The organism is Nonomuraea sp. ZG12 (assembly GCF_052068115.1).
Lineage (GTDB): Bacteria > Actinomycetota > Actinomycetes > Streptosporangiales > Streptosporangiaceae > Nonomuraea.
Window position 1 is genome coordinate 94804 of the sequence record NZ_JBQHCW010000012.1, and the last position, 26874, is coordinate 121677.

Below are 26874 nucleotides of genomic sequence, written 5' to 3' on the forward strand. Positions count from 1 at the left end.
TTCATCGCAGCAGGTAGGGGATGTTGATGGTGACGGCGTCGACGGGGCACCTGGCGGCGCACGGGCCGCAGTACCAGCACTCGTCGACGTGCATGTACGCCTTGCCCGTCTCGTCGCTGATGGCCAGGGAATCGAGCGGGCACGCCTCCACGCAGAGCGTGCAGCCGTCGATGCAGAGTCCCTCGTCGATGGTCACGGGGACCTCGACCCGCTGGGTGATCAGTGCCATGGCTTCTCCTCCGGTTCGCGGTTCAGATGACCGCGCATGGTCAGCCGGTCGCCTCTGAAGCGGATGAACTCCAGGTCGACCGGCCGCCCGTCGGCCAGGTGCGTGAGCCGCTCGACCATGAGCAGCGCGGCGCCGCGCGGCGCGTCGAGGGCGGCGGCGGTGTGCGGGTCGGCGTTGACCGCTTCGAGGGTCAGCTCGGCCGTGCCGAGCGGCTGGCTCGCGATCTGTTCGAGCAGCACGAAGATGTCGTTGTGCACGAGATCGGCGTCGAACAGCGGCTCGCCGACGTCGCGGACCAGGTAGGTCAGGTCCAGGGAGAGCGGCAGGCCGTTGAGCAGCCGGAGCCGTTCGAGGTAGATGACCTGCTCCCCGGTGGGCAGGCCGAGCCGGTGGCGGACCGTCGCGGGCGGCTCGATCAGGGTCATCGTCCTGACCTGGTTGGTCACCTCGCCGTGCTCGTGCAGGGTCTCGGCCAGGCCGAGCAGCCGGTGCAGGCCGTGGGGATACTTCTCGCCCGCCACGGTGGTGCCCACGCCCGGGGACCGCTCGACCAGCCCCTCCTCGCGCAGCAGGTGGAGCGCCTCGCGCACGGTGTTGCGCGAGGTGTGGAACTCACGGGCCAGCGCCGCCTCCAGCGGCAGCCGGCCGTGCGGGAACTGCCCGAGCACGACCTGCCTTCTCAGCAGATCGGCCACCTGCCGGGCACGATCGGCCCGGTGCCGCCGCGCCACCACCCGTACCATCCCTGCCTCCCGGCCGTCTCGCCTGTGCTGCCGGGAATCAACCTACTAATCAGGTAGGAAAAAGGGAATAACGAGGAGATTGCGCCAGGTGGACGATGGCGCGACAGGCCCTCCACCAGGCGTTCCGACTTCTGTGTGGCAAGATCTGCCACCTGTTCTCAGGCGGACGCGCCCGCCATGATCCGGTCGACGATGCCACGGGTGCCCTCCTGGCGGGCGCAGTGGGCACAGCAGTACCAGTGCTCGCCCGACTGGACCCCGTGGCCGATGACCTTGGTGCCGCAGTGCTCGCAGATCGGCGCCATGGCCTGGATGGCGCACTGGAAGGAGTCGAAGGTGTGGACGGCCCCCTGAGCGTGCACCTCGAAGGCCATGTCGTAGTCGTTGCCGCAGGTCTCGCAGACGGCCATGGTGATCCCCTCTTTCGTGGACTCGCCGATGGGCTACCCGGTGGCAGGGATTCATCTCCTCAACGAACGGCCATATTCAGGCCGCGAGAGCGCGGCCATCGCCAGCAGCGGGAGGGCGAACAAGCCCAGGCAGGCGAGGGCGCCGGGCAGGCCGAGCCACGCCGCCAGCGCCGCGACGAGCAGCGGGGAGGCCACGAAGGCGGCGTAGGAGATGGTCGACACGCTGGACACCAGCGCTCCGGTGGGGTCGCCGGCCGCGGCACGGCTGAGCAGGGCGGGCACCAGCGGGCCGAGCGTGAGCCCGGTGAGGGCGAACCAGGCCAGCGAGGGCCCCGGCGAGTCGGCCAGCCCCGCCAGGACGATGCCGCCGCAGCCGCCCGCTCCCCCCACCAGATACAGGGTGCGCGGCGTCAGCCGGGGCAGCGCCTGGGCGATGAGGCGACCGGCGGTGAGCGCGGCCATGTAGGCGGCGGGTGCGGCGCTGGCCAGCAGGACCGAGGCGCCCTGGTGGTCCTCGAGCAGCAGCACCGACCACTGCTCGACGGCGTTCTCGATGGTGAGCACAGCCGCCAGGAGCCCGCCGAGCAGCAGCGCGGCGGTCCAGCGGCGCGGCCGGGCGCCGTCGCCCGGCACGGGCGGCAGGCCCCGGCCCATGGGCAGGAGCGTCAGCGAGGCCGCCGCGACCACGACGACCACGCCGATCACCAGCAGTATCGCCTGCGTCTCGACACCCTGCTCGCGAGCCAGGCCGGTGGCGGGCGCGGCGGCGATCACCGCGACGGGGAAGGCGGCGTGCACCGGCTGGAACAACCTGCGCCCGCTCTCCCGCTCGGCCCGCCCGGTGGCCATGTTGAGCGTGACGTCGAGCGCTCCGCTGGTGGCGCCGACGACCAGCAGCGCCACGGCCAGCTGCGGGGCCGAGGCGACCTGGCCGACGGCAACGATGCTCAGCGCGAAGACCACCGTGGAGGTGAGCAGCGCGGATCGTTCCCTGCCGGAGGCCAGCCGGCCGACCAGGGCCATCACCGGGATCGCCCCCACCGGCGTGCCGATCAGCGCCAGCCCGAGCTCTGCCGTGGAGACCCCGAGCTGCTCCTTGACCGCCGGCAGCAGCGCCGACCAGGAGCCCCAGAAGACGCCCCAGGCCGCGCAGACGGCGATCAGCGGCGCGGCATTTATCTTCACGAACGCTCCACTGTTCGGTCAGTTCCCAGTAAAGTCGGTCGACGTCCTGTAAGTCCCCCTGCGAAGGGAAGCTCGTGCTCACGAGAACGGTCATCGCGGCCACTCTGGTCGCCGCCGGGATCGCCGCCACCCCCGCGCCCGCCTACGCCGCCTCCGCGGCCCAGTCCCCGGAGAGCATCTGCGGTCCCGGCTTCCACCGGGTCGCGGACGGCCACCGCTCGATGAAGACCCGCGCCGGCGCGGTGTTCGGGCATGTGTACCTCATGTTCAACAAGCGCGGCGGGAAGAACTGCGTCGCCGCGATCAAGACGGCCTACCGGGGGACGCGTACGGTCACGGGCGCCGCGCTCAACATCCGGGGCGGCGCCAAGTCGGTGGACGTGCGCGAGTATCGCTACTACGCCGAGACCGGCCACCTCACGGGAGCCTGGAAGTGCGTGAAGTACGCGGGCTGGACCAAGGACCCGCGCGGCCGGGTGGAGGCGTGGGGCGGCCGAGCCTCGTGGGGTAACTGCGCGGGCTAGAGGATTCTCCGCCGAAGCTGTCACAACGAGCGGCCCTGCCCCGTCCTCCTTGAGTAAGCACCACATCAAGGAGGTTCCCATGACACAGCGGCTCAATGTGGCGGCGCTCGCTCCGGAGGCCTACAAGTCGTTCATCGCCGTGGAGGCGTACCTGCACACCTGCGGGCTGCCCCTCGGCACGCTGGGGCTGATGAAGCTGCGCGCCAGCCAGATCAACGGCTGCGCCCTCTGCGTCGACATGCACAGCCGTGACCTGAAGAAGGCCGGCGAGGCCGACGAGCGGATCTGGTCGGTGGCCGCCTGGCGGGAGGCCACCGTCTACAGCCCCGCGGAGCGGGCCGCGCTCGCGCTCACCGAGGAGGCGACCCGGCTGGCCGACCGCGCGGCCGTGCCCGACGCGGTGTGGCAGGAGGCGGCCGAGCACTACGACGAGCAGCAGCTCGCGTCGATGGTGGTCGCGATCGCGATGATCAACGCCTGGAACCGGATCGCCGTCACGACCAGGACCCCTCCCGGCGCCATGTGACCAACGGTGGGCGGCACGGCTCCGTGTCGCCCACCGTCACCGGGCCCAGCAGCCTGCTCATCACCGTGCTCATCACCGTACGAAGACGTACAAATGCATTGAGCGTCCGCGTGTCGCCGGTTAGGTTGGCGCCCAGGGCAACCCGTCGCCAAGCCGCTGTCAAGCGGCGCGGCGCAGAGTGGGCCCAGGGCGAGCACCGAGAGGGGGCAGACCATGAGACGCGTGAGAACCGTCAAGACGACGAGCAAGCGGCGTCCGGACCGTGGAACAGACCTGGACCTGCGATCTCCGTCGGGCCGACGTCTTCCCTACTGATCTGATCCTTACACCGAACATACAGGGGTATCTGTAGATAACATAAGTAACAGGATTATCACGGGGGGGCTCACATGAACAGGCTGGTAGCAGTCGCACCGCACGTCGTCAGGCACAAGGTCCGCGACATCCGCTCGGCGGACCGGCGCAGGACCACCGCCGATCCGAAGGTCGTCGACCTGCGCGCCTACAGCGGCCGCAACGTCATCCGCTTTCCCGGTGGTCCCACTCCCGCCGCCTAGGAACGTTCCAGGCCGGTCGGCGCCCCGTCTTCACGGGCGCCCGGCCTCAGCCGTAGAGCTTCTTGCTGTAGGCGGCCTCGGCGTAGTACGCCTCCAGCTCGGACAGGGTCTCCTCGGTCGCCTGAACGTCCTTGATCAGGGTGGCGTTCGAGGGCAACGCGTCGGGAGCCCAGGTGCCGGGCTTCCAGACCCCGCCGCGCATGAACGCCTTGGCGCAGTGGAAGAAGATCTGCTCGATCTCCACGACGAGCGCCAGGCGCGGCCGGTGACCCTTGACGATCATCTCGTCGAAGAACGGCGCCTCCCTGACCAGCCGGGCGCGCCCGTTGACGCGCAGGGTCTCGTCGCGGCCGGGGATCAGGAAGATCAGGCCGACCCGCGGGTTGGCCAGAACGTTGTGGAAGCCGTCGGCCCTGCGGTTGCCGGGCCGGTCGGGGATGGCGATCGTGGTGTCGTCGATGACGTACGTGAAACCGGCGGGGTCGCCCTTGGGCGACACATCACAGGCGCCGTCGGCGTCCGAGGTCGCGATCAGGCAGAACGGTGAGGCCGCCAGCCACTGCCGGTCACGCTCGTGCAGGCGCACCCGCTCCTTGGTGACCGCCCGGGGCATCACCTCGCCCAGCAGCTCGCGCAGCTCGGCCTCGGACTCGATCTCCACCCAGCTCATCTGAACTCCCTTCGGGGGCTGCCGCGATTATGTCAGGGCAGGGGCTCCAGCATCCGGTGAGGAGCGCGCAGGGCCACGCTCACCGGGTCGTCCCGATCGGCCTCCAGGCCGGGGCCGGGCCGTACCTCCACCTCGTCGAGCGGGACCCACACCTGGCAGGCGGGACAGCGGGCGGAGTCGAGCCTGGAGCCGCAGGCCAGATGGCAGAACAGCCGGCGCGGGCCGGTCTCCGACAGGTGTCGCTCGCCCCACTGCGCGAGCGCCAGCAGGGGCACCCAGAGCTCGCGGCCCATGGGGGTCAGCACGTACTCCTCGCGCACCGGCGCGTCCTGATAACGGCGTTTGCCGAGGACCCCCGCCTCCACCAACGTCGTCAGCCGCCGTGACAGCACCGCCCTGGGGATGTCGAGGTGGGCCAGGAAGTCGCCGTAGCGGCGCACGCCGTACATCGCGTCACGGACCACGAGGAACGTCCACCTCTCGCCGATCACTTCCAGGGCCTTGGCCAGGGAGCAGTCCTGACCTGCGTAGTTCTTGCCGAGCGCCATGGAGACCATTTTAGTTCATTCATTGAACCGTGATACCGTCCACGTCATGAGTTCAATGACCGAACTGACGGTGCGGCGGGGGACACTCGCCGTGGCGTCAGCGGCCCCGCTGCTCGTGCTGACCAACTACACGTTGCCGATGGTCGCGCTGCCGCAGACCGCGCGGGATCTCGGAGCCGGGCCGACCGGACCGGTGTGGATCCTCGGCTCGATCGCCCTCGGACTGTCGGCGCTGCTGCTCGTCTCCGGCGGGCTCGCCGACGACCGCGGGCGCCGGCGGGTGCTGGTGATCGGGACCGGCGTGCTCGCCGCCGCCGGCGTCGTGGCCGCGCTCAGCACATCCCTGCCGATGTTCGTGGCGGCGCGGACCGTGCAGGGCGGCGCCAGCGCCGCGATGCTCGCGGCCAGCCTGGGCATCGTGGGCCACGCCTTCCCCCCAGGCCCTGGACGGGTGCGCGCCACCGGCGTGTACGGCGCCATGATGGGCCTCGGCACGGCCGTGGGACCGCTGCTGTCGGGACTGCTGGCCATGGCGGTGAGCTGGCGGGCGGTCTACTGGCTGATCTCGGCCGCCGCGCTGGCCCTGGCCGTGGCGTCCGCCCGGATGCTGGAGGAGTCCCGCTCCCCCGCGCCGCGCCGCTTCGACGTGCCCGGCGTGGTGCTGCTCACCCTCGGCACCGCGGCGCTGCTCACCGGCGTGACCGAGGGACGGCTCGGCTGGTCACGCCCGGTGGTGCTGGCGGCCTTCGTCGCGGCGGCGCTGCTGATCGGGGCGTTCGTGCAGGTCGAGCGCCGGCGTCCGGAGCCGCTGCTCGACCTGGAGCTGCTGCGCCGACCGGCGTTCCTGGTGGCGACCGGCGGCGCGCTGGTCGTCGGCGCCGCGGTGGTGGGGCTGCTGTCCTACCTGCCGACCGTGCTGCAGATCGCGCACGGCCTGAAGCCGCTGGAGACCGCGCTGCTGTTCGGCATCTGGTCGGGCTCGTCGTTCGCCGCCGCGCTGCTGGTCCGGCGGGTGCGGCTGGAGACGGCCGCGCGGCTGGCGCTCGGGCTGGCGCTGAGCGCGGCGGGGTTCGTGGCGCTGCTCGGCGTGGGCGTCTCGCTCTGGCCGCCGCTCGTGGTCACCGGGCTCGCCGTCAGCGGGATCGGGTCCGGCTTCATCAACTCCTCCATCACCCACCTGGCCATCGAGAGCGTGCCTCCGCACCGGGTCAGCATGGGATCGGGCGCGAACAACACCGCCCGCTACGTCGGCTCCTCCCTGGGAGCGGCCGGGGTCGCGGCCACCATCGGCGGATTCGGCTTGCAGGCGGGCACGACGGTCGCCGTGGCGGCCTGCGTCGCGCTCACCACGCTCACGGCCATCGCCGCGCTGGCCACCCGCCACCGCTGAGCCGTCACCACGGCGGACCCTCGCCACCGCCGGGTCGTCACCACCGCCGGGCCTGGGCCATCGCCCCCAGCAGCGCGTCACGCTCGACCTCGAACCGGCCCGCGTCCATGCCCTCGCGCTCGGTGCGCAGGTGCAGCATGGTCAGCTCGGTGGCCGCCTGCTGATAGTCGCTCATGGCCCGGCCCAGCCTGGCGCGCCTGGCCCACTTACGGGCCGCCCGCCGGGCCGGAAGAGTGGACAGCATGCGGATGTCCGGCGGCGTGACCAGCCCGGTCTGCTCGTATCCGGGCAGGTAGACGGCCATCTTGGCGACGAAGTGCTTGCGCTCCCTGACGGTGATCACGATCAGCAGGATGAGCGCCACCATGATCACCAGGTACGCGCCGCCGAGCGCCGGCAGCGACCCCATCGTGGCCGCGCCGTTCCACAGGCCGTGCAGCAGGACCGCGCCCAGGTAACCGAGCGGGATCGCGGCGAAGCGGAAGGCGTTGCGGCGGGTGAGCGCGTAGGCGACGCCCACCCCGATCAGCGAGGTGTAGACCGGGTGGCCCAGCGGGTCGATCAGCCCTCGGACGACGAAGAGCTGCACGGCCGCCTCCAGGCCGTCCTTCCCGTAGGCGATCAGGTAGTAGCCGACGTTCTCCACCACGGCGAAGCCCAGCCCGGCCATCGAGGCGTACACGATGCCGTCGGTCAGCCCGTCGATCTCCCGCCGCCTGCGCAGGAGCAGCAGCAGCGCCGAGCCCTTGAGCGCCTCCTCGATCACCGGCGCCAGGAACACCGTGCCCACCACGTTGACCTGCTCCGGCCCGTATCCCGCCCGAGCGAAGAGTGCCTGCCCGGCGATCGTGAGCACGATCGCGATGACCACCGCCACCCCCGCGCCCCAGGCGAACGCGAACAGGAGGTGGAGCTTCGGCTCCGGCTCCAGCCGGTCCAGCGAGAGCACCGCCGCCAGCAGCACCGGCAGCGGCGTCACCGCCAGCGCCGCCGCCACCCCGAACCCGACCGGCCCGCCGTCCAGCAGCAGCGCCACCAGCACGACCAGGGCCAGCACACTGGAGATCACCAGGCCGATCAGCAACGCCTTGCTGGGGCGCTGATCGAGCATCGACGTTCGGGCCGGAACGGTCATCGCGGAGCCTTCCTTGTTCTCGGGCTCCCACTGTGACGCAGCCGCATCGACGCCCGCTTGCCGATCACTTGCGAAACTCGTTGTAGAAGGGATCGACGACCCCCTCCGGGTACGAATACACCGCCCGGCCCGACACGAACACCCTCAACGCCCGGCTCATCACGTCGAGCGGATCGCCCGACCAGATGACCACGTCACCGTCGAGCCCCGGCCGCAGCGCGCCCACCCGGTCGTCGATCCCCATGATGCGAGCCGGGTTGACGGTGATCGAGCGCAGCGCCTCCGCCGCGTCCAGCCCCTCCTTGACCGCGAGGGTGGCCTGGTGGACCAGGAAATGGATGGGCACCACGGGATGGTCGGTGGTGATCGCCAGCTCGACCCCGGCGCGGGCCAGGATGCCGGGGTTGCGCAGCGAGCGCTGCCGCAGCTCCACCTTCGACCGGCTGGTGAACAGCGGGCCGATGATGACCGGGACACCGCGCTCGGCCAGCAGGTCGGCCAGCAGATGCCCCTCGGTGCCATGGTTGATCACCAGGCGGTAGCCGAACTCGTCGGCGAGCCGCAGCGCGGTCGCGATGTCGTCGGCCCGGTGCGTGTGCTGGCACCAGGGCAGCTCGCCGTCGAGGACGCGGACGAGCACCTCCGACGTGGCGTCCCGGTCGAACGGCTTGCCCTCCTCCTCGGCGGCGGCGCGCTTGGCGCGGTAGTCCTGGGCCTTCATGAACGCCTCGCGGATCACCGCCGCCACGCCCTGCCGGGTGGACGGCAGCTTCTTCTGGTCGCCGTACACGCGCTTGGGGTTCTCGCCGAGCGCGCTCTTGACGCTCACCGGCTCCCTGATCAGCATCTCGTCGACGGTCCTGCCCCAGGTCTTGATCGCGACCGTCTGCCCGCCGATCGGGTTGGCGGAGCCCGGCTTGATCACCGCCGTGGTGACACCGCCGGACAGGGCGTCGGCGAAACCCAGCTCCGCCGGGTTGATGGCGTCCAGGGCGCGCAGCCGGGCGCCGTTCGGGTCGGTCATCTCGTTCGTGTCGCGCCCGGCCCAGCCCTCGGCCTCCTCGTGCACACCGAGATGGCCGTGCGCCTCCACGAACCCGGGCAGCACCCATCCTCCCTGCGCGTCCACGACCGTGAAGCCCGGCGGCACCTCGACCTCGCGGCCCACCTCGACGATCTTCCCGTCCCTGATCAAAACGGTGCCGTCGTCGATGGAGTCGCCGTCGACGGGCACCACGTGCCCATGGGTGATCGCGAGATTCATGGCCCACAACCTACCCGGGCGGCCGTCAGGTGAGGGGACACGCCTGCCGGGTACCCGCAGGAGATGACCGCCGAACTGTACGAGCGCTGGCTGCTCGAGATGTGGAACGGGGACTTCCGGCTCGCGCACGACCTGGTCGGCCCCGGCTTCGTCGGCCACTGGCCGGGGATGGACGTACACGGGCCCGACGAGCTGATCGCGACGATGGAGCAGGGGCACGCGCCGTTCTCCGGCGTCACCGTCACCCTCGACGTGGGCCCGATCGTGGACGGGGCGACCGTGGCGGCGCGGTGGACGTTCGCCGGCTCCTACCGGGGCGGCCTGCCGGGCGCGATGGCGCCGGTGGGCACCGGGATCGCCTTCAGCGGCCACGACATCCTCCGCGCCGAGGGCGACAGGTTCGCCGAATACTGGGTGATCTCCGACACCCAACACCTCTCCCGGCAACTCGGCATGACCTGACCGCCGGCCTCCCCCCGGCAACGCCACACGTGCTGACTACTCCTACTACTGTGGGTCGATAAGTCGGGATAAAGGAGGATGTGTGACCCACGGTCCCGGGACAGGCCCGGCCCCCCGCGCGCTCCAGGACGCGGAGCTCGCCGACCTGCTCGCCCACCAGCGCTTCGGCGCGCTCGCGACGCAGCAGAGCAGCGGCCACCCCCACCTGTCCACCGTCGCCTACACCTGGGACCCCGAACGGCAGGTCGTCAGGATCTCCACCATCGCCGACCGCCTCAAGGTCCGCCAGCTCCAGCAGGACCCGTACAGCGCCCTGTACGTCGCCAGCGACGACTTCTGGTCCTACGCCGTCGCCGAGGGCAAGGCCGAGCTGTCCCCGGTGAGCACCGAACCCGGCGACGAGGCTGGCCTCGAACTGCTCGCCATGCAGCCGAACGCCCCCGCGGACCAGGAGGCGTTCCTCCGGCAGATGGTGCACGACCGGCGGATGACCATCCGCCTCCAGGTCACCCGTCTGTACGGCACCGCACTGGACGTCACCGGCGAAACGTCCCCGTCGGCCCTGCTCCCAGAAGGCCTCGCGGCCCACCCACCCTGGTGACCCACCGCTCCGACCGTCAGCTATGCGACCCGTACCGACAGTGCTATACCCGCGTCTACTGGGGCAGAGCACTTATTCGAAGGGTGCGGTATTCCTCGCCGCCGGACGGGCTGCAACGCCTCCGGGCCAAGGCGTCCCTTAAGGAGGGGAAGCCGGCTCTCCACGACGGCGCAATCCGTCGAGGATGACGCCGAGCAGGTGCCGGGCTCTAGTGTCCCACTCGGCCTGCTCAAGGCGGGTCAGATAGCCGATGAGCAGAATGACGTCACGGGCGTCGACGTCGGAGCGGATGACCCCACCGGTCTTCCCGGCGTCGAGGAGCATGGTCAGCGCGTCACCGATCGGGCCGAGGCCGTGCGCGGAGAGGTCCCGCCACACCGATGCCTCGATGGCGGCGAACACTCCGCGTTTGATCTGCGCGTACTCGACCACCCGGTCAAACCAGCGGGCCAGCGCGGTGAGCGGATCGTGCTCGGCGAGCAGCGCCGGAGCCGCCGCCACGAGCTCACCGACGTCCTCTCGATAGACCTCGACGAGGAGATCCTCGCGGGTCGGAAAGTGGCGGTAGAGCGTGCCCTGGCCGACCCCCGCCTGTTTGGCGATCGCATTGAGCTTGATCTCGTCCGCGTCCGCGATGGCCGCTCGTGCGGCTTGGATGATCCGTGCGCGGTTGTCGGTGGCGTCAGCGCGGCGGCGGGTGGAGTCCATTCGTCCCTCTACTCGTTCACCTATACGGACACGTGTCCGGTAAGCTGCCAGCCATACGGACACGTGTCCACTTTAATGGAGGGACCCCCATGACAGCCATCGACGGCAAGGTCGTCGCCATCACCGGAGCGAGCAGCGGCATCGGCGAAGCCACCGCGCGCCTGCTCGCCGAGCAAGGCGCGGCCGTCGTCCTCGGCGCCCGACGGACACAGCGCCTCGACGAGCTCGCCCAGGACATCCGCGACCGCGGCGGACGCGCCATCGGCTGTGCCACGGACGTCCTCCGGCAGGAGGACCTCGAACGACTCGTCGGCGAGGCCGTGGCAGAGTTCGGTCGGCTCGACGTGTTGGTGGGCAACGCAGGCATCGCCAAGATCGGGCCCGTGGCCGACCTCGACGTCGACGGCTGGTCGGCCATGATCGACGTCAATCTCCGCGGAGTGCTCAACGGCATCGCCGCCGCCCTGCCGGTGTTCCGCCGGCAGGGCGGCGGCCACCTGGTGACCACGGTGTCGACTGCCGGCCTGACGATCACCCCCACGATGGCGATCTACGCCGCGACCAAGAACGCCGTCCGCACCCTGCTGGAAGGTCTGCGGCAGGAATCGACCGACGGTGTCCTGCGCACGACGGCCGTGTCGCCGGGCTTCGTCCGCACCGAACTCGCCGACTCGATCGACAACACTCAGGTCCGCGAGCAGATCCTCAGCAACATGGGCAAGATCGGCATCGCGCCAGAAGCCGTCGCCCGCGCCATCGCCTTCGCCATCGAACAGCCCCACGACGTCGAAATCGGCGAAATCACCATCCGCCCGACCGTCCAGAACTAACCGCCATCCTTGCGCTCGCCGGTCCGAATCCCCTGGTCACGGGCGCCTGTTCGTGTTGCGTCAAACGCGACGATGTCGTGCCGTTCGCTCCGAGAGCGGTGGTGCCGATTCGCTCGGTCCCACCGCTCTCAACAGCAGATTCGCGCCTGAAGGTGCTCAGCCTCAGCTGCAGCCGCTGGTGGAGCCGCAGCCCTCGCAGACGTAGCAGCTGCCCGCCGGGCGCATCTTGGTGCCGCATGTCATGCAGAGCGGTGCGTCCGCCGTGAAGCGCTGGTGGCTCTCCAGCGTCAGCTCCAGCTCCTTGGCCGCCTCCGGCCTGGGCCGCTCCTCGATCGGCGCCGACTGGGCCAGCGCCTCGCGGTCGACCGTGTCCTGCAGCGCCGCCGGGTCCTCGCCGCGCTGCTGCGCCGCCCGCTCGGTCATCGAGAAGATCCCCAGCGCCGCCCGCTCGTCGTAGGGCAGGTGGTCCAGCGCCAGGCGGCGGAAGATGTAGTCCATCACCGAGGTCGCCATCCGGATGTCCGGATCGTCCGTCATTCCGGCGGGCTCGAAGCGCATGTTGACGAACTTGCTCATGTACGTCTCGAGCGGCACGCCGTACTGCAGCCCGATCGAGATCGCCACCGAGAAGGCGTCCATGACGCCCGCCAGCGTCGAGCCCTGCTTGGACATCTTGAGGAAGACCTCGCCGAGCCCGTCGTCAGGGTAGGAGGAGGCGGTCATGTAGCCCTTGGCGCCCCCCACCGTGAACCGGGTCGTGGTGCTGGGCCGCTGGTTGGGCATCCGGCGCCGGGTCGGCCGGTTGACCTCGATGACCTTGACCTCGGGCTCGGCCTCGGCTTCGGCCTTCTTCGACTCGTTCTTCGAACCGCCGACCGACAGCGGCTGGCCCACCTTGCAGTTGTCGCGGTAGACCGCCAGCGCCTTCAGCCCGAGCTTCCAGCCCTCCATGTAGACCTGCTCGATGTCGTCGATTGTCGCCGACTCCGGCAGGTTGACGGTCTTGGAGATCGCGCCGGACAGGAACGGCTGCGTGGCGGCCATCATCCGGACGTGACCCATGGGCGCGATGGCCCGCTCGCCCATGGCGCAGTCGAACACCTCGTAGTGCTCGGGCCGCAGGCTGGGGGCGTCCACGACGTGTCCGTGCTCGGCGATGTACTCGACGATGGCCTCGATCTGCTCCTGCTGGTAGTGCAGCTGCCGGAGCGCGCGCGGGATCGTCTGGTTGACGATCTGCATCGACCCGCCGCCGACGAGCTTCTTGAACTTGACCAGCGCCAGGTCCGGCTCGATCCCGGTGGTGTCGCAGTCCATCATCAGGCCGATGGTCCCGGTGGGCGCGAGCAGGCTCGCCTGCGCGTTCCGGTAGCCGTTCTTCTCGCCGACCTTGAGGCACTCGGTCCACTGGCGCGTCGCCTCGGCGTGGATCTTGGCGTCCACGGTGCCGACCGTGCGCAGGTCGTCGTTGGCGGCGGCGTGCTTACGCATGACCCGCTTGTGCGGCTCGGCGTTTCGGGCATAACCGTCGTACGGCCCCACGACCCCGGCCAGTTCGGCACTGCGGCGGTAGGACACACCGGTCATCAACGACGTGATCGCCCCGGCCACCGCGCGGCCGCCGTCGGAGTCGTACGCGTGGCCGGTCGCCATGAGGAGCGCGCCCAGGTTGGCGTAGCCGATGCCGAGCTGGCGGTAGGCGCGGGTGGTCTCGCCGATCTTCTCCGTCGGGAAGTCCGCGAAGGTGATCGAGATGTCCATCGCCGTGATGATCAGCTCGGTCAGCTTGACGAAGCCGGCGATGTCGAAGGAGTTGTCGTCGTTCAGGAACTTCAGCAGGTTGATGCTGGCCAGGTTGCACGAGGAGTTGTCCAGGTGCACGTACTCGGAGCAGGGGTTGCTCGCGGTGATGCGGCCCGTTTCCGGGGTGGTGTGCCAGTCGTTGATCGTGTCGTCGTACTGCACGCCGGGGTCGGCGCACTCCCACGCCGCCTTGGCCATCTTGCGGAACAGGTCACGCGCGTCGACGGTCTCGATCACCTCGCCGGTCAGGCGGGCGCGCAGGCCGAACTGGTCGCCCTTCTGGACCGCCCGCATGAACTCCTCGGAGACGCGCACCGAGTTGTTGGCGTTCTGGTACTGCACCGAGACGATGTCCTTGCCGCCCAGGTCCATGTCGAACCCGGCGTCACGCAGCGCGCGGACCTTGTCCTCCTCGCGCGCCTTGGTCTCGATGAACTCCTCGATGTCCGGGTGGTCCACGTCGAGCACGACCATCTTGGCCGCCCGGCGGGTGGCGCCGCCGGACTTGATGGTGCCCGCGCTCGCGTCCGCGCCACGCATGAACGACACCGGGCCGCTGGCCGTACCGCCGCTGGAGAGCAGCTCCTTGGACGAGCGGATGCGGGAGAGGTTGACCCCCGACCCCGAGCCGCCCTTGAAGATCACGCCCTCTTCCTTGTACCACTCCAGGATCGACTCCATCTGGTCGTCCACGGAGAGGATGAAGCAAGCGCTCACTTGCTGAGGTGACTGGGTGCCGACGTTGAACCAGACCGGGGAGTTGAAGGCGAAGACCTGGTGGACCAGGGCGTGCTTCAGCTCGTGGTCGAAGATCTCGGCGTCCTCCTCACTGGCGAAGTAACCGTGCTCCAGCCCCGTCTTGGTATAGACGCCGACCACGCGGTCGACGAGCTGCTTCAAACTCCACTCGCGCTGCGGCGTGCCCACGGCGCCGCGGAAGTACTTGGTGGTCACGATGTTGGCCGCGTTGACCGACCAGAACTCGGGGAACTCGACGCCCCGCTGTTCGAAGTTGATCGACCCGTCGCGCCAGTTGGTCATGACAACGTCGCGGCGCTCCCACGTGATCTCGTCGTACGGGTGCACGCCGGGCGTGGTGAAGATCCGCTTCATCTTCAGGCCCTTGCGCGGACGCTTGCCCCCGCGCGCCACTGAACCACTGGACGTCTCCGTCATGACTCCCCCTTCTCCGCCTTCAACTGTTCGATCTCGGCCTCGAAATCCGCCAGGCTCTCGAAACCGCGATACACCGATGCGAAACGCAAGTACGCCACCTCGTCGAGCTCGCGCAGCGGCCCGAGGATCGCCAGCCCCACCTCGTTGGCGGCGATCTCGGCCGCGCCCCTGGCCCGGATGGCCTCCTCGACGCTCTGCCCGAGCTGGGCCAGGGAGTCCTCGCTCACCGGCCTGCCCTGACAGGCCCGCCGCACGCCCGCGACGACCTTCTCTCGCGAGAAGGGCTCGGTCACCCCGCTGCGCTTGTTCACCATGAGCAGTACGGTCTCCTGCGTGGTGAACCGCCGCCCGCATTCGGAACACGTCCGGCGACGCCTGATGGCCGCGCCGTCCTCGGTGGAACGGCTGTCGATGACCCTGGTGTCGGGATGGCGGCAGAACGGACAGTGCACGCTTACGCCTCCTCGAACCGGGGTCACCACCGGCGCGAAACCCGCGTCACCATAGGCTCTCGCACGCGCCCTGGCTCGCCAGGGTGCGTTCGCGGAAACACTAGGTGTGGTGAACTACATCGGTGTAACTACTAGATGTTGTGGTCCAACCGTAGGAGGGTGCGACCATGAACGCAAGTTGGAAACCGCCTGAACGCGGAACGCGCTGATCAGCCCCGGCCTTCCCTCCCGCCTCGGGCGTGTCGCCCCCCTCACGGGCTCGCGTGTCACTCGCGTTGCTGTACGTCGCGTCGGTGAACTCCACTCACAGGGCTGCCATAGGCAACGCCTGTCAAAGAGCGGCGATTACCTGGCGTCCCTGCGGGCCGGAGAGTCGATCACCAGGCACTCCACTTGTGGATCTCCACCCAAGGCTGACTCACACGGGCCGGTCCGGCGGACGCGTGACCCGCCGCCAGGGTCCCGAGCCAGAACCCGGCCAGCGACAGCAGCGCCAAGGCCATCACCAGCACGGCCCTGCCCCGGCGCGTGAGCCGCACCGGAGGCGCCTGGGGCGGCTTGGGTGTCTGGGGCGGCTTGGGCGCCGCGCTCTGGACGGCGCCGGACCTGCGGAGCCCTGACACGGCATGCGGCCTGCCGCCCCTCCTGCGCGCCGCCCCCCGGATCGCCATCAGGTCGTAGACCTCGGCGCCACTCCCGGAGTCGGCCACGCGCCCACCCTCCCGGCTCTGACCTGAGGCCCGCAACGGCCCTCGGTGAGCCTTCACACCCGGCCGACGCCCCCTGCCGGCCCCCGCCGTCTCACCGCCACGCCCCACGGGCGTCGCACCCCGCACCGGCCGCCCGCCATCCGCCATCTGGTCGTACGGCCCATCACCGCCCCGCCCACCCCGCCGTCCCCCGGTGCGCCCCTCCTGAGCCGCACCCCGCCCTCCGACCCGCCCACCATCGCGCCCCCACAGCCCGGCCCGCTCCCCCGGAACCGCACCGCCCTCACCCTGAACCACGCCCCGCTCCCCCTGAACCGCACCACGCTGACCCTGGGCCGCACCGCGCTGGGCCTGGGCCGCACGGCGCTCACTCCCGCCCGAGCCACGCTTTCCAGCCCACCCAGCCCACCCAGCCCACCCAGCCAGTCCAGCACGCCAACCGCCGGCCCGCTCGCCGTCGCGCGCCTGCATCTCGGCCCTCTCGCCGTCACGCGCCCGCGTCGTCTTCCTCCCGTCCTGCACCCGCGCCCCGACACGCTCATCCCCGACCGCACGCCTCAGCCCAACCCGCCCATCCGCACGGGCACGACTCAGCCCAACCCGCTCATCCCCACCGGTACGCCTGGAAGCAGCAGGCTCACCCCTGCCTACACGCGGCCGTCCGCCCTCCTCGCCATCGCGCACCCGCACACCGGAAAGCCCATCCCCGACTGCACGCCGCAGCCCAGCTTCTTCATCTCGACCGGCACGCCTGGAAGCAGCAGGGTCACCCCCGCCTCCGGCCGACTCACCGTCGCGCGCTCGCCTCTCGGCTCGCTCTTCTCCGGCCACACGCCGCCTTCCGACCGCCTCGCCTCCGCGCGCCCGTACCCTCGCCCGCTGATCATTGGTACGCCTCGGCGCCTCGGGCCGTTCATCGTCCCGCCGGGGTGGCACTGTCAGCTCATCACCGCGCGCACGGGCTTCGCCCCGCCTTTCCGGTACGCGTACGCCGGCCCGCTCGTCAGCACGAGCAGGCCGCGCTCGCGGCGACGGCGGGAGGGCGTCAGAGTCCGCGCGAGGCGGAGGCACGAGCCGCAAGCGTGACCTCCCCGCAGATGCCGCCCGGCGGGTACCTGCCCCAGCAGCCCGGCGCGCACCTGCCCCAGCAGACGGAACGCTCTCCGCGCGACCTACCGATTTTCCGGCCTCCCCGGCACCGCCATCCCCGACCCCGCGAACCCCGGTACGGGGGACAGCGTCGTCCGCAACGTCGTGGCGACCCTCCTCTGACGACACCTCGTCGCCCGGCGCGCCACCCTTCGGCCCCCGCTTGCCCAAAGCACCCCCGCTCGTGACACGCACACCCTCACTCGGAGCATCCTCGCCCAGAACACCCCCATTCGAAACGCACAGGACCGGAACTGTCACGGCCGGATTACCCGCCGCAGAGACGCTCCCAGCCGTTTCCGAGAGGCCCCTCCTCACGACAGTCATCCCCCGGTCGACCTCTCCGGTCAGGCCCCCGCCCGGGACGCCGCGCCCCCTGCTACCACTCCCAGAGCCTTCATCCCCGCGACCGTCACCCTGAGTCATATCGCCCCCCGCACGCCTCCTGCGGGCACCACCGACCCCCGCAGCTTCGCTCCGAATCCGCCCATCCACAGGACTCGAACACGTCGCCGCCACTTCACCGGAAATATCGCCCGTACAGACACTCGTCCGGTCTTGATCGGAAATGTCCGAGCGGCCGTCCCTCCCCTGGACAGCCTCCATCACAAGGGTGAGACACTTGACGTCGTCGCTGGTCGGGTCTGTGTTTGTCGTCGCTCGCACGATTGACCTCCCGCCGTCGTGGCCCGAGAAACGCCACATAAAGATCGGCAAATCGAACACGATGTCGATCGAACTCCCGTACGATGTTGTACACCACGCTGCAAGCAATTTCGAGGAAGACTCGAACAATTGTTTGAAAATGATCTTCAACAGCGATACGGTCGCTGTGTGCGACATCGGGACCACGGACCGGGAGGCCTGCCGGTGAGGCGGGCCATCGGGCGAGGAGGCAGAGCATGAGCGAGCGGGATGACGCAAACGGGGTCACGGACCTCGCGGTGCGCCGGCGTGACTCCCTGGGGCTGACCCCCAGGCAGCGCAAGATCCTCGAGGTGATCCGCGAGTCGGTGCAACGGCGCGGCTATCCGCCCTCCATGCGTGAGATCGGCGAGGCCGTGCAGTTGACCAGCACGTCGAGCGTGTCGCACCAGTTGACCGCCTTGCAGCGCAAGGGCTATCTGCGGCGTGACCCGCATCGCCCACGTGCATTGGAGGTTCGCCTGCCGGGCGAGCCGGTGCTCTGGGTCGACCCCGACGCGAGCAACGACGAGACCCCGGTCAGCAGGCCCACCGCCGCCTACGTTCCGCTGGTCGGCCGCATCGCCGCCGGTGGTCCGATCTTGGCCGAGGAGAGCGTGGAGGACGTCTTCGCCCTCCCCAAGCAGCTCGTCGGCGAAGGCACGCTCTTCCTCCTGCAGGTCGCCGGTGACTCCATGATCGACGCCGCCATCGCCGACGGCGACTGGGTCGTGGTCCGCCAGCAGCCGGTGGCCGAGAGCGGTGACATCGTGGCCGCCATGATCGAGGGCGAGGCCACGGTCAAAACCTTCAAGCGCAAGGACGGCCACGTCTGGCTGGTCCCGCACAACGCCAACTACGAGCCGATCCCCGGCGACGAGGCCAGCGTCCTGGGCAAGGTCGTAGCAGTCCTCCGCCGCCTCTGAGGCCGGCTTATCCCACTGACACCCAGCATCGGTGCGGCTTTGCGCCGCACCGACGCTAGGTCTCATGGGTACGGCAATTCCGGGAGCAGGCCTGTACCTAGGTGCACCCTGTCCTGCACCCAGCGTGATTCCTCGGGTGAAGCCCGGTCCGTAACGTCGCCGGTATGACACTCATCGAAGCGAAAGACCTCCGCAGAAGTCGCGCACGCAACATCGCTCTCTGGGTGCTTCACGTGCTTGCCGCAGCCTGCTTCCTCCTGGCGGCCGCCGGTAAGCTGACCGGTGCCGAGCCGTCCGCCTCCACCTTCGAGGCGCTCGGGTGGGGCGACTGGTTCCGCAACCTGGTGGGCGTGCTTGAGATCGTCGGGGTCGTAGCGCTTTTCATCCCCTTGCTGACAGGGCTCGCCGCGCTGGCCTTCGCCGTGCTGATGGCCGGTGCGGTCGCGACCGAGGCGTTCGTGACCGGTGGCGGCGTGGTCCTGCCGTTGATTCTCCTCGTGGTGTCCGCGGTGATCGCCTGGGGCCGCCGAGACAGCATCGCCCGCCTGCGGGCTCTGGTCACCCGGCGGTAGTACGAAGCCGACCATTGGGCGGGGACCTTCCCAGCGGCGACGCGTCATTGGCCCGGCGCATCCGCAGGGAAGCTCAGCGGATCCCGGCGAGATGGCCGGCCAGGATCGTGGTGACCGACAGCGCGGTGTCGAAGTTCGGGACGAGCCGGTTTTTCGTCAGCGCGAAGGCGACACCCCGCGCGGGGTCGGCGTAGGCGTAGCTTCCGCCGCCACCCGGCCACCCGAATGCCGTGCAGTTCTCCTCGGCAGAGGCACCCATCCTGCCGATCGGGAAGCCCAGCGCCATCCGCGCCGGAGTGCCGAAAACCTGATCCACCCCCTCGAACGCGAGCGCGGACAGTTCCGCCAATCGCGCAGAGTCCACGAGCCTGCCCTGCAGCACGGCGTTGTACATCGCAGCAAGGCCATGCGCCGTAGCGATACCCACCGACGGTATATCGGCGCCCAGGATCTCGCCGTTGTTGCCGAAATCGGCACTCGGCCGGTTCTCCCACGGCGCGAGGATCACCTCACCGCTGTCCGGGGCGGCAGGCCATGGCCGCGCCTGCTCCTCCAGACGCGCCAACCCCGGCAGTGACTCCTCCGGAGCGGCGAAGTAGAGCTGCCCCTCGATACCGAGCGGCACAGTGATCCACTCACGCAGCAGCTCGCACATCCGCCGCCCGGTCGCGCGGCGGGCCAGCTCACCGACGAGATAGCCGAAGGTGTAGGAGTGATAGCCCATGGCGGCGCCCGGCCGCCAGCGCGGCTCGGCGGCGGCCAGCGACTCACATACCCCGAACCAGTCAGGAAGCTCGCCCGGGGTGATCTCGCGCGGCATGGCCGGAAGACCGACCGTATGGGTCAGCACGTGCCGCAGCGTCGCCGTGGCCTTTCCGTGCACACCGAACTCGGGCCACAGGTCCGTGACCGGGCTGTCGTAATCGAGGAAACCACGCGCGACGAGCAGATGCGCGAGCGTGGCCGCCACGTTCTTGCCGGTGGAGAAGCTGAAGATCGGCGTACCGGAGGTGACCGGCCGCCCGCCGGCCCGATCGGCCGTACCGGCCACCGCGTCGACGATCAGCGCGCCATCCCGATAGACCGCGACCTGCACACCGGTCTCCGCGCCGGCACCGACCAGCGCATCGATATGACGCTGGATCTGTTCCTGTATCTCACTCATCGCTACCCTCGTCACTCCCTGCCCGCGCGGAGGAATCGTCCCTCCGGCCGGCGGAGGATGGTGTGCCGACCGCCATGGTCAAGCTCCTCGGAACTGCTCAGGCCCCGCCGTTCACGGACTCGACGGTGCCGCGAGAGTCGCACACCGTGCGCCATCCCGGTCACAGGCATCCTGAATCCTTCTCGCGGGGGGCACCTTCCGAAGGTAAGACGATCGGCGGCGGGAACAATCATCGCGCCGGGCCGTGTCAACCGACGGCCGCCCACCGCGCCGACGACCATCAGCCACGAAGCCCTCACGTGCTGGTCGAACTGGCCGGCATACGCTGCTGCTACCCACCCACGAAGCACACGCCGAACGCGAGCTCAGGACGTGCGTGGGTTGGCGGTGTGGTGCTGGCCTAGGGCGATATAGGCGGGTATTTCTAGACTGGGTGGGTGAGCGACGCATTTGTGGGCGCAACCCTGAAGTCAACCAACGATGGACTCAAGTGGGCGAAGGCCGGACCCGAGGTCATTCCGGCCTGGGTCGCCGACATGGATCTGCCCACCGCCCCGGCGGTGATCGAGGCGCTGCATCGGCGGGCCGACGGCGATCTCGGCTATCCCGCCTGGCTCGACCGGCCGACGGGCGGTCCGCTGGCGGAGGCGTTCGCCGCGAGGATGACCGCGAAGTACGGCTGGAGTCCGGACCCGGAGCTGGTGCGGCCCTTCTCCGACATCAACCAGGCACTCCAGGTGCTGCTCCACGTCTGGACCGAGCCGGGTGACGCGGTGGCCGTGCACACCCCGGCCTACCATCCGTTCCTCGGCACGCTGGCGTCGATGGAACGCCCGCTCCGTCCCATCCAGGCCCGGCCTGACGGCGATTCGTGGCGGTTCGAGGTGCCGGATCTGTCCGGGTGCAAGGTGCTGCTGCTGGTCAACCCGCACAACCCCACCGGCAGGGTCTTCTCCCGCGCGGAGTTGGAGGAGCTGGCCGAGCACGCTGAACGGCACGACCTGATGGTCATCGCCGACGAGATCCACGCCGATCTGGTGTACGGCCCGGAGCGCCACATCCCCTTCGCCACCATCCTCCCGGCACGCACGGTCACCCTGACGTCGGCCACCAAGGCGTTCAACCTGGGCGGCATCCGGTGCTCGGTGGCGCACCTCGGCGCGCCGGAGGTGCGTAAGGCGCTCGACGCCCAGCCCGCCTTCCTGTACGGCTCGCCGGGCGTGCTCGGGGTGGAGGCCACGGTCGCGGCCTGGCTGCACGGTGACGGCTGGCTGGAGGAGACCCGCGCGCTGCTGGACCGCAACAGGCGCGCGATCGCCGCACGCCTGCCCGACGGGGTGACGTACCGGATCCCCCAGGCCACCTACCTGGCGTGGCTCGACTACGGCCGGCCGGGCATGGCCGATGTCCTGGAGCACGAGGCCAAGGTGCTGCTCAGCGACGGCGCGGCGTTCGGGCCGGGCGGCGAGACGTACGTACGGCTGAACTTCGCCACCACCGAGCCCGTTCTCGACGAGCTGCTGCGGCGGCTCGCGACCATGACGACGTGACGCCCGCAGGCCCTCCGTGCGGAAGATCCGTGCGGAAGATACGCACGGGAGGTCCGCACGGAAGATCCGCACCGAGGGCCTGACGTCTACGGCAACCGCCGCGCAGCTGCCCTACGGCAGCGGCGGGAGGTCCGGAGGGCTGGCCGCGGGGTGCTCCTCCAGGGCGGCGAGGGCGAGCTCGACCGCTTTGTCCAGCTGCGGGTCACGCCCCGCGACCCGGTCGTGCGGGGCCATGACCACCTCGACGTCCGGGTCGACGCCGTGGTTCTCCACGCCCCAGCCGTGGCCTTCCAGCCAGAACGAGTAGCGGGGCTGGGTGACGACGGTGCCGTCGACGAGGGAGTAGCGCGAGTCGATGCCGATCACGCCGCCCCAGGTGCGGACGCCGACGAGGGGGCCGATGGCGCGGTTCTTGATGCCGGCGCTGACGATGTCGCCGTCGGAGCCGGCGAACTCGTCGGTGACGGTGACGATGGCGCCGCGCGGTGAGTCCCCGGGGTAGCGCATGGGCTCGTAGCCGCGTGCCCGCATCCAGCCGGTGACCCGCCGCGACAGCTTCTCCAGCACGAGCTCGGAGACGTGCCCGCCACCGTTCTCGCGTACGTCCACGACGAGCCCCTCGAAGGCCATCTCCGTACGCAGGTCGCGGTGGAACTGCGCCCAGCCGGAGGCCACCATGTCCGGGACGTGCAGGTAGCCGAGCCTGCCCCCGGACGCCTGCCTGACGTGGGCGCGGCGGCTCGCGACCCAGTCGTGGTAGCGCAGCCGGGTCTCGTCGGCGATGGGGGTGACGACGACCTTGCGCGGGTCGCCGCCCGTCGCGGGCCGCACGGTCAGCTCGATGGGGTGGTCGGCGGTGCCCGCGAGCAGCGGCAGGGGGCCGCGGATGGCGTCGACGGGGCGGCCGTTCACGGCGGTGATGGCGTCACCCTCGCGTACGGCCACGCCGGGGGCGAGCAGCGGCGAGCGGGCGTCGTGGTCGGACGACTCGCCCGGCAGGATGCGTTCGACGCGCCACACCCCGTCAGGGTCGCGGGTGAGGTCGGCGCCGAGCAGGCCCTGGCGGCGGCGCGGGTCGAGGTGCGCGCCGCCGGCGATGGCGTAGGCGTGGGAGGTGCCGAGCTCGCCCTGCACCTCCCAGAGCAGGTCGATCAGCTCGGAGTGGGTGCCGATGCGCTCGACGAGGGGCGCGTAGCGGTCGAGCACGCCCTGCCAGTCGACGCCGTTCATGTCCTCGCGCCAGTAGTGGTCGCGCATGAGCCGGCCGGCTTCGTGGTAGCCCTGCCGCCATTCGGCGATGGGGTCGAGCTGGACGGCGATCCGGTCGAGGTCGATGCCGACCGTGTCGTCGCCGTCGGTGGCGGGGCGGGTCTGCAGGCCGTTCTTGCCGTTGCCGACGAGCCGGGTGCCGTCGCCGCTGACCTCGAAGGCCTTGAACTCCTTGCCGAGCTCGGACTTGGCGCGCTTCTTGAGATCGTAGCGTTCCAGGACGATCTCGCCGGTGCTCTCGGTGCCGTCGCCGAGCCGGCCGGTGAGCGGGTGGCGGAGCCAGACGAGCGCGTCCTTGGCGGTGCGCAGGTTGCCGTAGTTGGCGGCGGGCACCGGGACCGGCACCACCCGGGACTGCAGCCCTTCGGGGTCGACCTCGGTGCGCGGCGGGGCGTCGTCCTTCTGCTTGTCGTCCGCGGGCGGCTGGTCGTCCTCGCCGTTGAAGCCGCGCCCCTGCAGGCTGGGGTCGAACGGGGAGGGCGTGGTGGCGCGCAGGGGCACGAGGTACGGCCGGCAGCCGGTGGGGAACGACAGGTCGAACACGTGCGCGTCGTAGACCGGGTCGAACGTCCGGACCGACAGGAACGCCAGATGCTTGCCGTCCTTGGTGAAGACCGGGCCGTAGTCGGAGAAGCGCAGCGGGGTCACCTCGATCGACGAGGTGCCGTCGACGCGGCCGATCTTGATCTGGGACAGCGGTTCCTGGTGCGGGTGCACCCAGGCCAGCCAGACGGAGTCGGGTGAGAAGGTCAGGCCGCTGATGTCGCCGTGCGCGGTGCGGTCGAGCTCCCGGAGCTGCCCGCTCTCCAGGTCGACGACGAGCAGCCGCCCGTCGTGGGTGGCGACGGCGGCGTGCTTGCCGTCGGGCGCGGCGGCCAGGTCGAGGACGCGGCCGAGCTCGCCGGCGGCCAGGGTGCGGATCTCGCCGCCGGGGCTGCCGATCTCCAGCCCGTCCTCACCGGTGGCGTCGGACACCCAGATGGCGTGGCCGTCGGCGTCGAGCGCGCGCGGGAGCCGTACCCTGACTCCGGGCTGGACGCGCAGCGCTCCGGCGGGGCCGTCGCGGTGGGTGAGCCAGTGGGCGGTGCCGCGGATCTCCACGGCGCTGGCCCGTCCGGTGGTGTCGGGCGAGAAGGCGCCGACGCGGGCCGGCGCGGGCTTCCTGGCGCGGGCGGGGCGGGGGCCGCTGAGGTTGACCTCCAGGGGGTACGGCTCGGCGTCCAGGCTCTCCAGCAGCCACAGGTCGCCGGCGTGGCCGTAGATGACCCGCTCGCCGTCGGTGGTGGCGTGGCGGGCGTAGAACTCCTCGTGGGTGCTGTGGCGGCGCAGGTCGGAGCCGTCGGGCAGGCAGGAGTAGAGGTTGCCGATGCCGTCGGTGTCGGCGAGGAAGGCGATCCTGTCGCCCACCCACATGGCCGCCCAGTGCTGGGCGGCGTTGCCGGCGAACAGGCGGGTGAACTCGCCGGAGCCTTCGGCGTCGACCCAGATCTTGCCGGCCGTGCCGCCCCGGTAGCGCTTCCAGCTCGACGGGTCGCGGAACATCGGCGACACGGTGACCACACGGTCACCGCTGGTGGACAGGTCGCTCACCCATCCGTACGGCAGGCGGGTCGCGGGGCCGCCGTCGAGCGGGATCTCGTGCGCCCAGGTCCTGATGCGCCCGCCCTGGCCGGTGGCGCTGACCGCACGCACCCGCCCGTCGGCGCTCCAGCCGCGCACCTGGGTGGTCGGGGCGCCCCAGTGGGTCAGCCGCTCGCCCTGCGAGCCGTCGAGCTCGGCGGCGAACACCTCGGGGGCGCCTTCGCGGCTGCTCGTCCAGGCGAGGTGGCCGCCGTCGGGGGAGAATCTCGGGTTCGACACGGGGGTCCGGTCAGCGGTGAACCTCCAGGCCCTGCCGCCGGTCACGGGGGCGAGCCAGACGTCGTCATCCGCTACGAAGGTGACCAGGTCACCGCATAGATGGGGGTATCTCAGGTAAGCGCCAGTTGTCACAGCTGAACCCTAATAGCAGGTCCCAGCCATGGGTTCATAAAAATCTCGCCGCCCTGAGCCGAAACCGGCCCTGGCCCGGTTCGGAAGCGGGTCAAGACCCTCACCGGCGTGGATACGAGAAAGGGGCGAGGGAAGAGGGCTCGCGTCCGCTTCGTACAGATGTGAGGCTTTCATGCGATTCTTCACCCGCACCCACCAGATCCCGCTCCGCCTGGCGACCGGGGCCTTCTTCCTGAACTCCGGCCTGAGCAAGGCCGAGGCCGACGAGCCGACCGCCGCGGGCTTGCACGGCATGGCCTCGAACACCTATCCCTTCCTGTCCAAGCTGGACCCGCAGCGGTTCACCCGGCTGCTGTCGAAGGCCGAGATCGCGCTCGGCACCGCCCTGCTGATCCCGGTGGTGCCACCGCTGCTTGCCGGGGCCGCGGTCACCGCGTTCGCGGGCGGGCTGATCGGCCTGTATCTCAGGACGCCCGGCATGCGCGAGGAGGGCAGCATCCGGCCCACCCAGCAGGGCCTCGCCGTGTCCAAGGACATCTGGCTGCTGGGCATCGGGCTCAGCCTGGTGCTGGAGGAGCTCGGCGACCGCCAGGCCCACCTGCGGCCGGTGATCGTCGCCGAACGATAACTAGCCCGGACAAATCAGGGTAGTTCGGACAGCATGCCAGAATTCGGCTACACCCTGATGTGCGAACAGACACCCGCCCGCCGGCTGGTGGACTTCGCCGCCATGGCGGAGCGAGCCGGCTTCGACTACGCGGTCATCTCCGACCACTTCTTCCCGTGGATCGAGGAGATGGGCCACTCACCGTACGCCTGGTCGGTCCTCGGCGCGGCCGCGCACGCCACCGAGCGCCTGCCGCTGATGACCTACGTGACCTGCCCGCTCATGCGCTACCACCCGGCCGTGGTGGCGCAGAAGGCCGCCACCATGGGCGAGCTCACCCAGGGCCGCTTCACCCTCGGCCTGGGCGCCGGCGAGAACCTGAACGAGCACGTGATCGGCGAGGGCTGGCCCTCCGTCGACGTCCGGCACCGCATGCTCAGCGAGGCGGTACGGATCATCCGCGAGCTGTTCGGCGGTGACTACGTCACCTTCCAGGGCGAGTTCTACGACGTGGACTCGGCCAAACTGTACGACCTGCCCGCCTCCCCGGTCCCGATCGGCATCGCCGCCTCCGGCGGCGCCTCGGCGCGGCTCGCCGCCGAGTACGGGGACAGTCTGGTGATCAACGAACCGATGCCGGACGTGGTGGAGCGCTTCAGGGCCGCCGGAGGCGCGGGCAAGCCGGTGTACGGCCAGCTCCCCGTCTCGTACGACACCGACGCCGAAGCCGCCAAGGAACGCGCCCACCGGCTGTGGCGCTGGTCGGCGGTGGGCGGCTGGAAGGTCATGGCCGAGCTGCCCGGCCCGGTCAACTTCGAGGCCGCCGCCGGCACGGTACGGCCCGACGACGTCGCACGGAGCGTGCCGTGCGGCGACGACGTGGACGCGGTCGTCGAGGCGGCCAGGAAGTACGTCGAGGCCGGCTACACGCACCTCGCGCTCGTGCAGATCGGCGCCGACCAGCAGGAGCCGTTCTTCGGCTGGGCGCAGGAGAAACTGCTGCCCGCGCTGCGCCGCCTGTGAGAGACGGCGCGACG

General features: G+C 70.3%; 28 protein-coding genes. 14 read left to right on the plus strand and 14 right to left on the minus strand.

What is annotated here, in order from left to right; all coding sequences use genetic code 11:
• Position 1 precedes the first annotated feature (1 nt).
• From ACTMTF_RS29000 to ACTMTF_RS29015, 4 genes are all read right to left on the minus strand, one after another.
• Entirely contained in the window at positions 2–229 is a 228-nt protein-coding gene (locus ACTMTF_RS29000; protein WP_397003436.1) for a ferredoxin family protein, read from the minus strand.
• Positions 220–972 carry a GntR family transcriptional regulator gene (locus tag ACTMTF_RS29005; protein WP_441113512.1) on the minus strand — a complete coding sequence of 251 codons (753 nt, stop codon included), beginning with the start codon at positions 970–972 and terminating at the stop codon, positions 220–222. Before ACTMTF_RS29005 ends, ACTMTF_RS29000 begins: the two co-directional genes overlap by 10 nt.
• Before the next feature lie 158 nt (positions 973–1130).
• Positions 1131–1382 (minus strand): hypothetical protein, encoded by a 252-nt coding sequence (locus ACTMTF_RS29010; RefSeq protein WP_397003440.1) that lies wholly within the window; start codon positions 1380–1382, stop codon positions 1131–1133.
• 51 nt (positions 1383–1433) lie between these two features.
• Positions 1434–2567, minus strand: coding sequence for an MFS transporter (locus ACTMTF_RS29015; RefSeq protein WP_441113513.1), 1134 nt, complete (start codon positions 2565–2567; stop codon positions 1434–1436).
• 74 nt (positions 2568–2641) lie between these two features.
• On the opposite strand from ACTMTF_RS29015, the gene ACTMTF_RS29020 reads away from it, so the two are divergent.
• From ACTMTF_RS29020 to ACTMTF_RS29030, 3 genes are all read left to right on the plus strand, one after another.
• Positions 2642–3091 (plus strand): hypothetical protein, encoded by a 450-nt coding sequence (locus tag ACTMTF_RS29020; protein ID WP_441113514.1) that lies wholly within the window; start codon positions 2642–2644, stop codon positions 3089–3091.
• Between the two features lie 79 nt (positions 3092–3170).
• Positions 3171–3617, plus strand: a complete 447-nt coding sequence (locus tag ACTMTF_RS29025; protein WP_441113515.1) for a carboxymuconolactone decarboxylase family protein — start codon at positions 3171–3173, stop codon at positions 3615–3617.
• Positions 3618–4006: 389 nt separating this feature from the next.
• On the plus strand, positions 4007–4174 hold the full coding sequence (locus ACTMTF_RS29030) for a hypothetical protein (RefSeq protein WP_441113516.1): 168 nt from the start codon (positions 4007–4009) through the stop codon (positions 4172–4174).
• 46 nt (positions 4175–4220) lie between these two features.
• Here ACTMTF_RS29030 and ACTMTF_RS29035 read toward each other — a convergent pair whose 3' ends face one another.
• Both ACTMTF_RS29035 and ACTMTF_RS29040 read right to left on the minus strand, forming a co-directional pair.
• The gene (locus ACTMTF_RS29035) at positions 4221–4844 is read right to left on the minus strand and encodes a pyridoxamine 5'-phosphate oxidase family protein (protein ID WP_441113517.1); all 624 of its coding nucleotides are present in this window, start codon (positions 4842–4844) and stop codon (positions 4221–4223) included.
• A gap of 32 nt (positions 4845–4876) precedes the next feature.
• Positions 4877–5392: a winged helix-turn-helix transcriptional regulator gene (locus ACTMTF_RS29040; RefSeq protein WP_441113518.1), complete on the minus strand. Its 516-nt coding sequence runs from the start codon at positions 5390–5392 to the stop codon at positions 4877–4879.
• A gap of 46 nt (positions 5393–5438) precedes the next feature.
• On the opposite strand from ACTMTF_RS29040, the gene ACTMTF_RS29045 reads away from it, so the two are divergent.
• Positions 5439–6782, plus strand: a complete 1344-nt coding sequence (locus ACTMTF_RS29045; RefSeq protein WP_441113519.1) for an MFS transporter — start codon at positions 5439–5441, stop codon at positions 6780–6782.
• A gap of 37 nt (positions 6783–6819) precedes the next feature.
• Here ACTMTF_RS29045 and ACTMTF_RS29050 read toward each other — a convergent pair whose 3' ends face one another.
• Positions 6820–7917, minus strand: coding sequence for a PrsW family intramembrane metalloprotease (locus ACTMTF_RS29050; protein WP_397003454.1), 1098 nt, complete (start codon positions 7915–7917; stop codon positions 6820–6822).
• 64 nt (positions 7918–7981) lie between these two features.
• Positions 7982–9181, minus strand: coding sequence for an amidohydrolase (locus ACTMTF_RS29055; RefSeq protein WP_441113520.1), 1200 nt, complete (start codon positions 9179–9181; stop codon positions 7982–7984).
• A gap of 63 nt (positions 9182–9244) precedes the next feature.
• Here ACTMTF_RS29055 and ACTMTF_RS29060 point away from each other — a divergent pair, with 63 nt between their 5' ends.
• Together ACTMTF_RS29060 and ACTMTF_RS29065 are read left to right on the plus strand one after the other, a co-directional pair.
• Positions 9245–9643 (plus strand): ester cyclase, encoded by a 399-nt coding sequence (locus tag ACTMTF_RS29060; protein WP_441113521.1) that lies wholly within the window; start codon positions 9245–9247, stop codon positions 9641–9643.
• Positions 9644–9725: 82 nt separating this feature from the next.
• A complete protein-coding gene (locus ACTMTF_RS29065) occupies positions 9726–10244 on the plus strand; it encodes a TIGR03618 family F420-dependent PPOX class oxidoreductase (RefSeq protein ID WP_441113522.1) in 519 nt (172 codons plus the stop codon).
• A gap of 138 nt (positions 10245–10382) precedes the next feature.
• On the opposite strand, the gene ACTMTF_RS29070 is transcribed toward ACTMTF_RS29065, so the two are convergent.
• Positions 10383–10952, minus strand: a complete 570-nt coding sequence (locus ACTMTF_RS29070; RefSeq protein ID WP_441113523.1) for a TetR/AcrR family transcriptional regulator — start codon at positions 10950–10952, stop codon at positions 10383–10385.
• Between the two features lie 89 nt (positions 10953–11041).
• Between ACTMTF_RS29070 and ACTMTF_RS29075 the strand changes: the two genes are divergently transcribed.
• Entirely contained in the window at positions 11042–11782 is a 741-nt protein-coding gene (locus tag ACTMTF_RS29075) for an SDR family oxidoreductase (protein ID WP_441113524.1), read from the plus strand.
• Positions 11783–11944: 162 nt separating this feature from the next.
• Here ACTMTF_RS29075 and ACTMTF_RS29080 read toward each other — a convergent pair whose 3' ends face one another.
• The 3 genes from ACTMTF_RS29080 to ACTMTF_RS29090 all read right to left on the minus strand — a co-directional run bounded on the left by ACTMTF_RS29080 (position 11945) and on the right by ACTMTF_RS29090 (position 15923).
• Positions 11945–14761: a vitamin B12-dependent ribonucleotide reductase gene (locus tag ACTMTF_RS29080; RefSeq protein WP_441113525.1), complete on the minus strand. Its 2817-nt coding sequence runs from the start codon at positions 14759–14761 to the stop codon at positions 11945–11947.
• On the minus strand, positions 14758–15213 hold the full coding sequence (gene nrdR, locus ACTMTF_RS29085; RefSeq protein ID WP_397003467.1) for a transcriptional regulator NrdR: 456 nt from the start codon (positions 15211–15213) through the stop codon (positions 14758–14760). Before nrdR ends, ACTMTF_RS29080 begins: the two co-directional genes overlap by 4 nt.
• Before the next feature lie 377 nt (positions 15214–15590).
• Positions 15591–15923 carry a hypothetical protein gene (locus tag ACTMTF_RS29090; RefSeq protein WP_441113526.1) on the minus strand — a complete coding sequence of 111 codons (333 nt, stop codon included), beginning with the start codon at positions 15921–15923 and terminating at the stop codon, positions 15591–15593.
• Positions 15924–15968: 45 nt separating this feature from the next.
• Here ACTMTF_RS29090 and ACTMTF_RS29095 point away from each other — a divergent pair, with 45 nt between their 5' ends.
• The 4 genes from ACTMTF_RS29095 to ACTMTF_RS29110 all read left to right on the plus strand — a co-directional run bounded on the left by ACTMTF_RS29095 (position 15969) and on the right by ACTMTF_RS29110 (position 19254).
• Positions 15969–17009, plus strand: a complete 1041-nt coding sequence (locus ACTMTF_RS29095; protein WP_441113527.1) for a hypothetical protein — start codon at positions 15969–15971, stop codon at positions 17007–17009.
• Positions 17010–17694: 685 nt separating this feature from the next.
• Entirely contained in the window at positions 17695–17946 is a 252-nt protein-coding gene (locus ACTMTF_RS29100; RefSeq protein ID WP_441113528.1) for a hypothetical protein, read from the plus strand.
• 28 nt (positions 17947–17974) lie between these two features.
• A complete protein-coding gene (gene lexA / locus ACTMTF_RS29105; RefSeq protein WP_441113529.1) occupies positions 17975–18682 on the plus strand; it encodes a transcriptional repressor LexA in 708 nt (235 codons plus the stop codon).
• 233 nt (positions 18683–18915) lie between these two features.
• The gene (locus tag ACTMTF_RS29110) at positions 18916–19254 is read left to right on the plus strand and encodes a DoxX family protein (RefSeq protein WP_441113530.1); all 339 of its coding nucleotides are present in this window, start codon (positions 18916–18918) and stop codon (positions 19252–19254) included.
• A 73-nt stretch (positions 19255–19327) separates the two neighbouring features.
• Here ACTMTF_RS29110 and ACTMTF_RS29115 read toward each other — a convergent pair whose 3' ends face one another.
• Positions 19328–20419 (minus strand): serine hydrolase domain-containing protein, encoded by a 1092-nt coding sequence (locus tag ACTMTF_RS29115; RefSeq protein ID WP_441113531.1) that lies wholly within the window; start codon positions 20417–20419, stop codon positions 19328–19330.
• Positions 20420–20856: 437 nt separating this feature from the next.
• Between ACTMTF_RS29115 and ACTMTF_RS29120 the strand changes: the two genes are divergently transcribed.
• A complete protein-coding gene (locus ACTMTF_RS29120; RefSeq protein WP_441113532.1) occupies positions 20857–21969 on the plus strand; it encodes a MalY/PatB family protein in 1113 nt (370 codons plus the stop codon).
• A gap of 111 nt (positions 21970–22080) precedes the next feature.
• Here the strand turns inward: ACTMTF_RS29120 and ACTMTF_RS29125 are convergent, their stop codons facing one another.
• Positions 22081–25230 carry a S41 family peptidase gene (locus ACTMTF_RS29125; protein WP_441113533.1) on the minus strand — a complete coding sequence of 1050 codons (3150 nt, stop codon included), beginning with the start codon at positions 25228–25230 and terminating at the stop codon, positions 22081–22083.
• 172 nt (positions 25231–25402) lie between these two features.
• On the opposite strand from ACTMTF_RS29125, the gene ACTMTF_RS29130 reads away from it, so the two are divergent.
• Positions 25403–25858, plus strand: a complete 456-nt coding sequence (locus ACTMTF_RS29130; protein WP_441113534.1) for a hypothetical protein — start codon at positions 25403–25405, stop codon at positions 25856–25858.
• Between the two features lie 33 nt (positions 25859–25891).
• A complete protein-coding gene (locus ACTMTF_RS29135; protein ID WP_441113535.1) occupies positions 25892–26860 on the plus strand; it encodes a TIGR03557 family F420-dependent LLM class oxidoreductase in 969 nt (322 codons plus the stop codon).
• Positions 26861–26874: the final 14 nt, after the last annotated feature.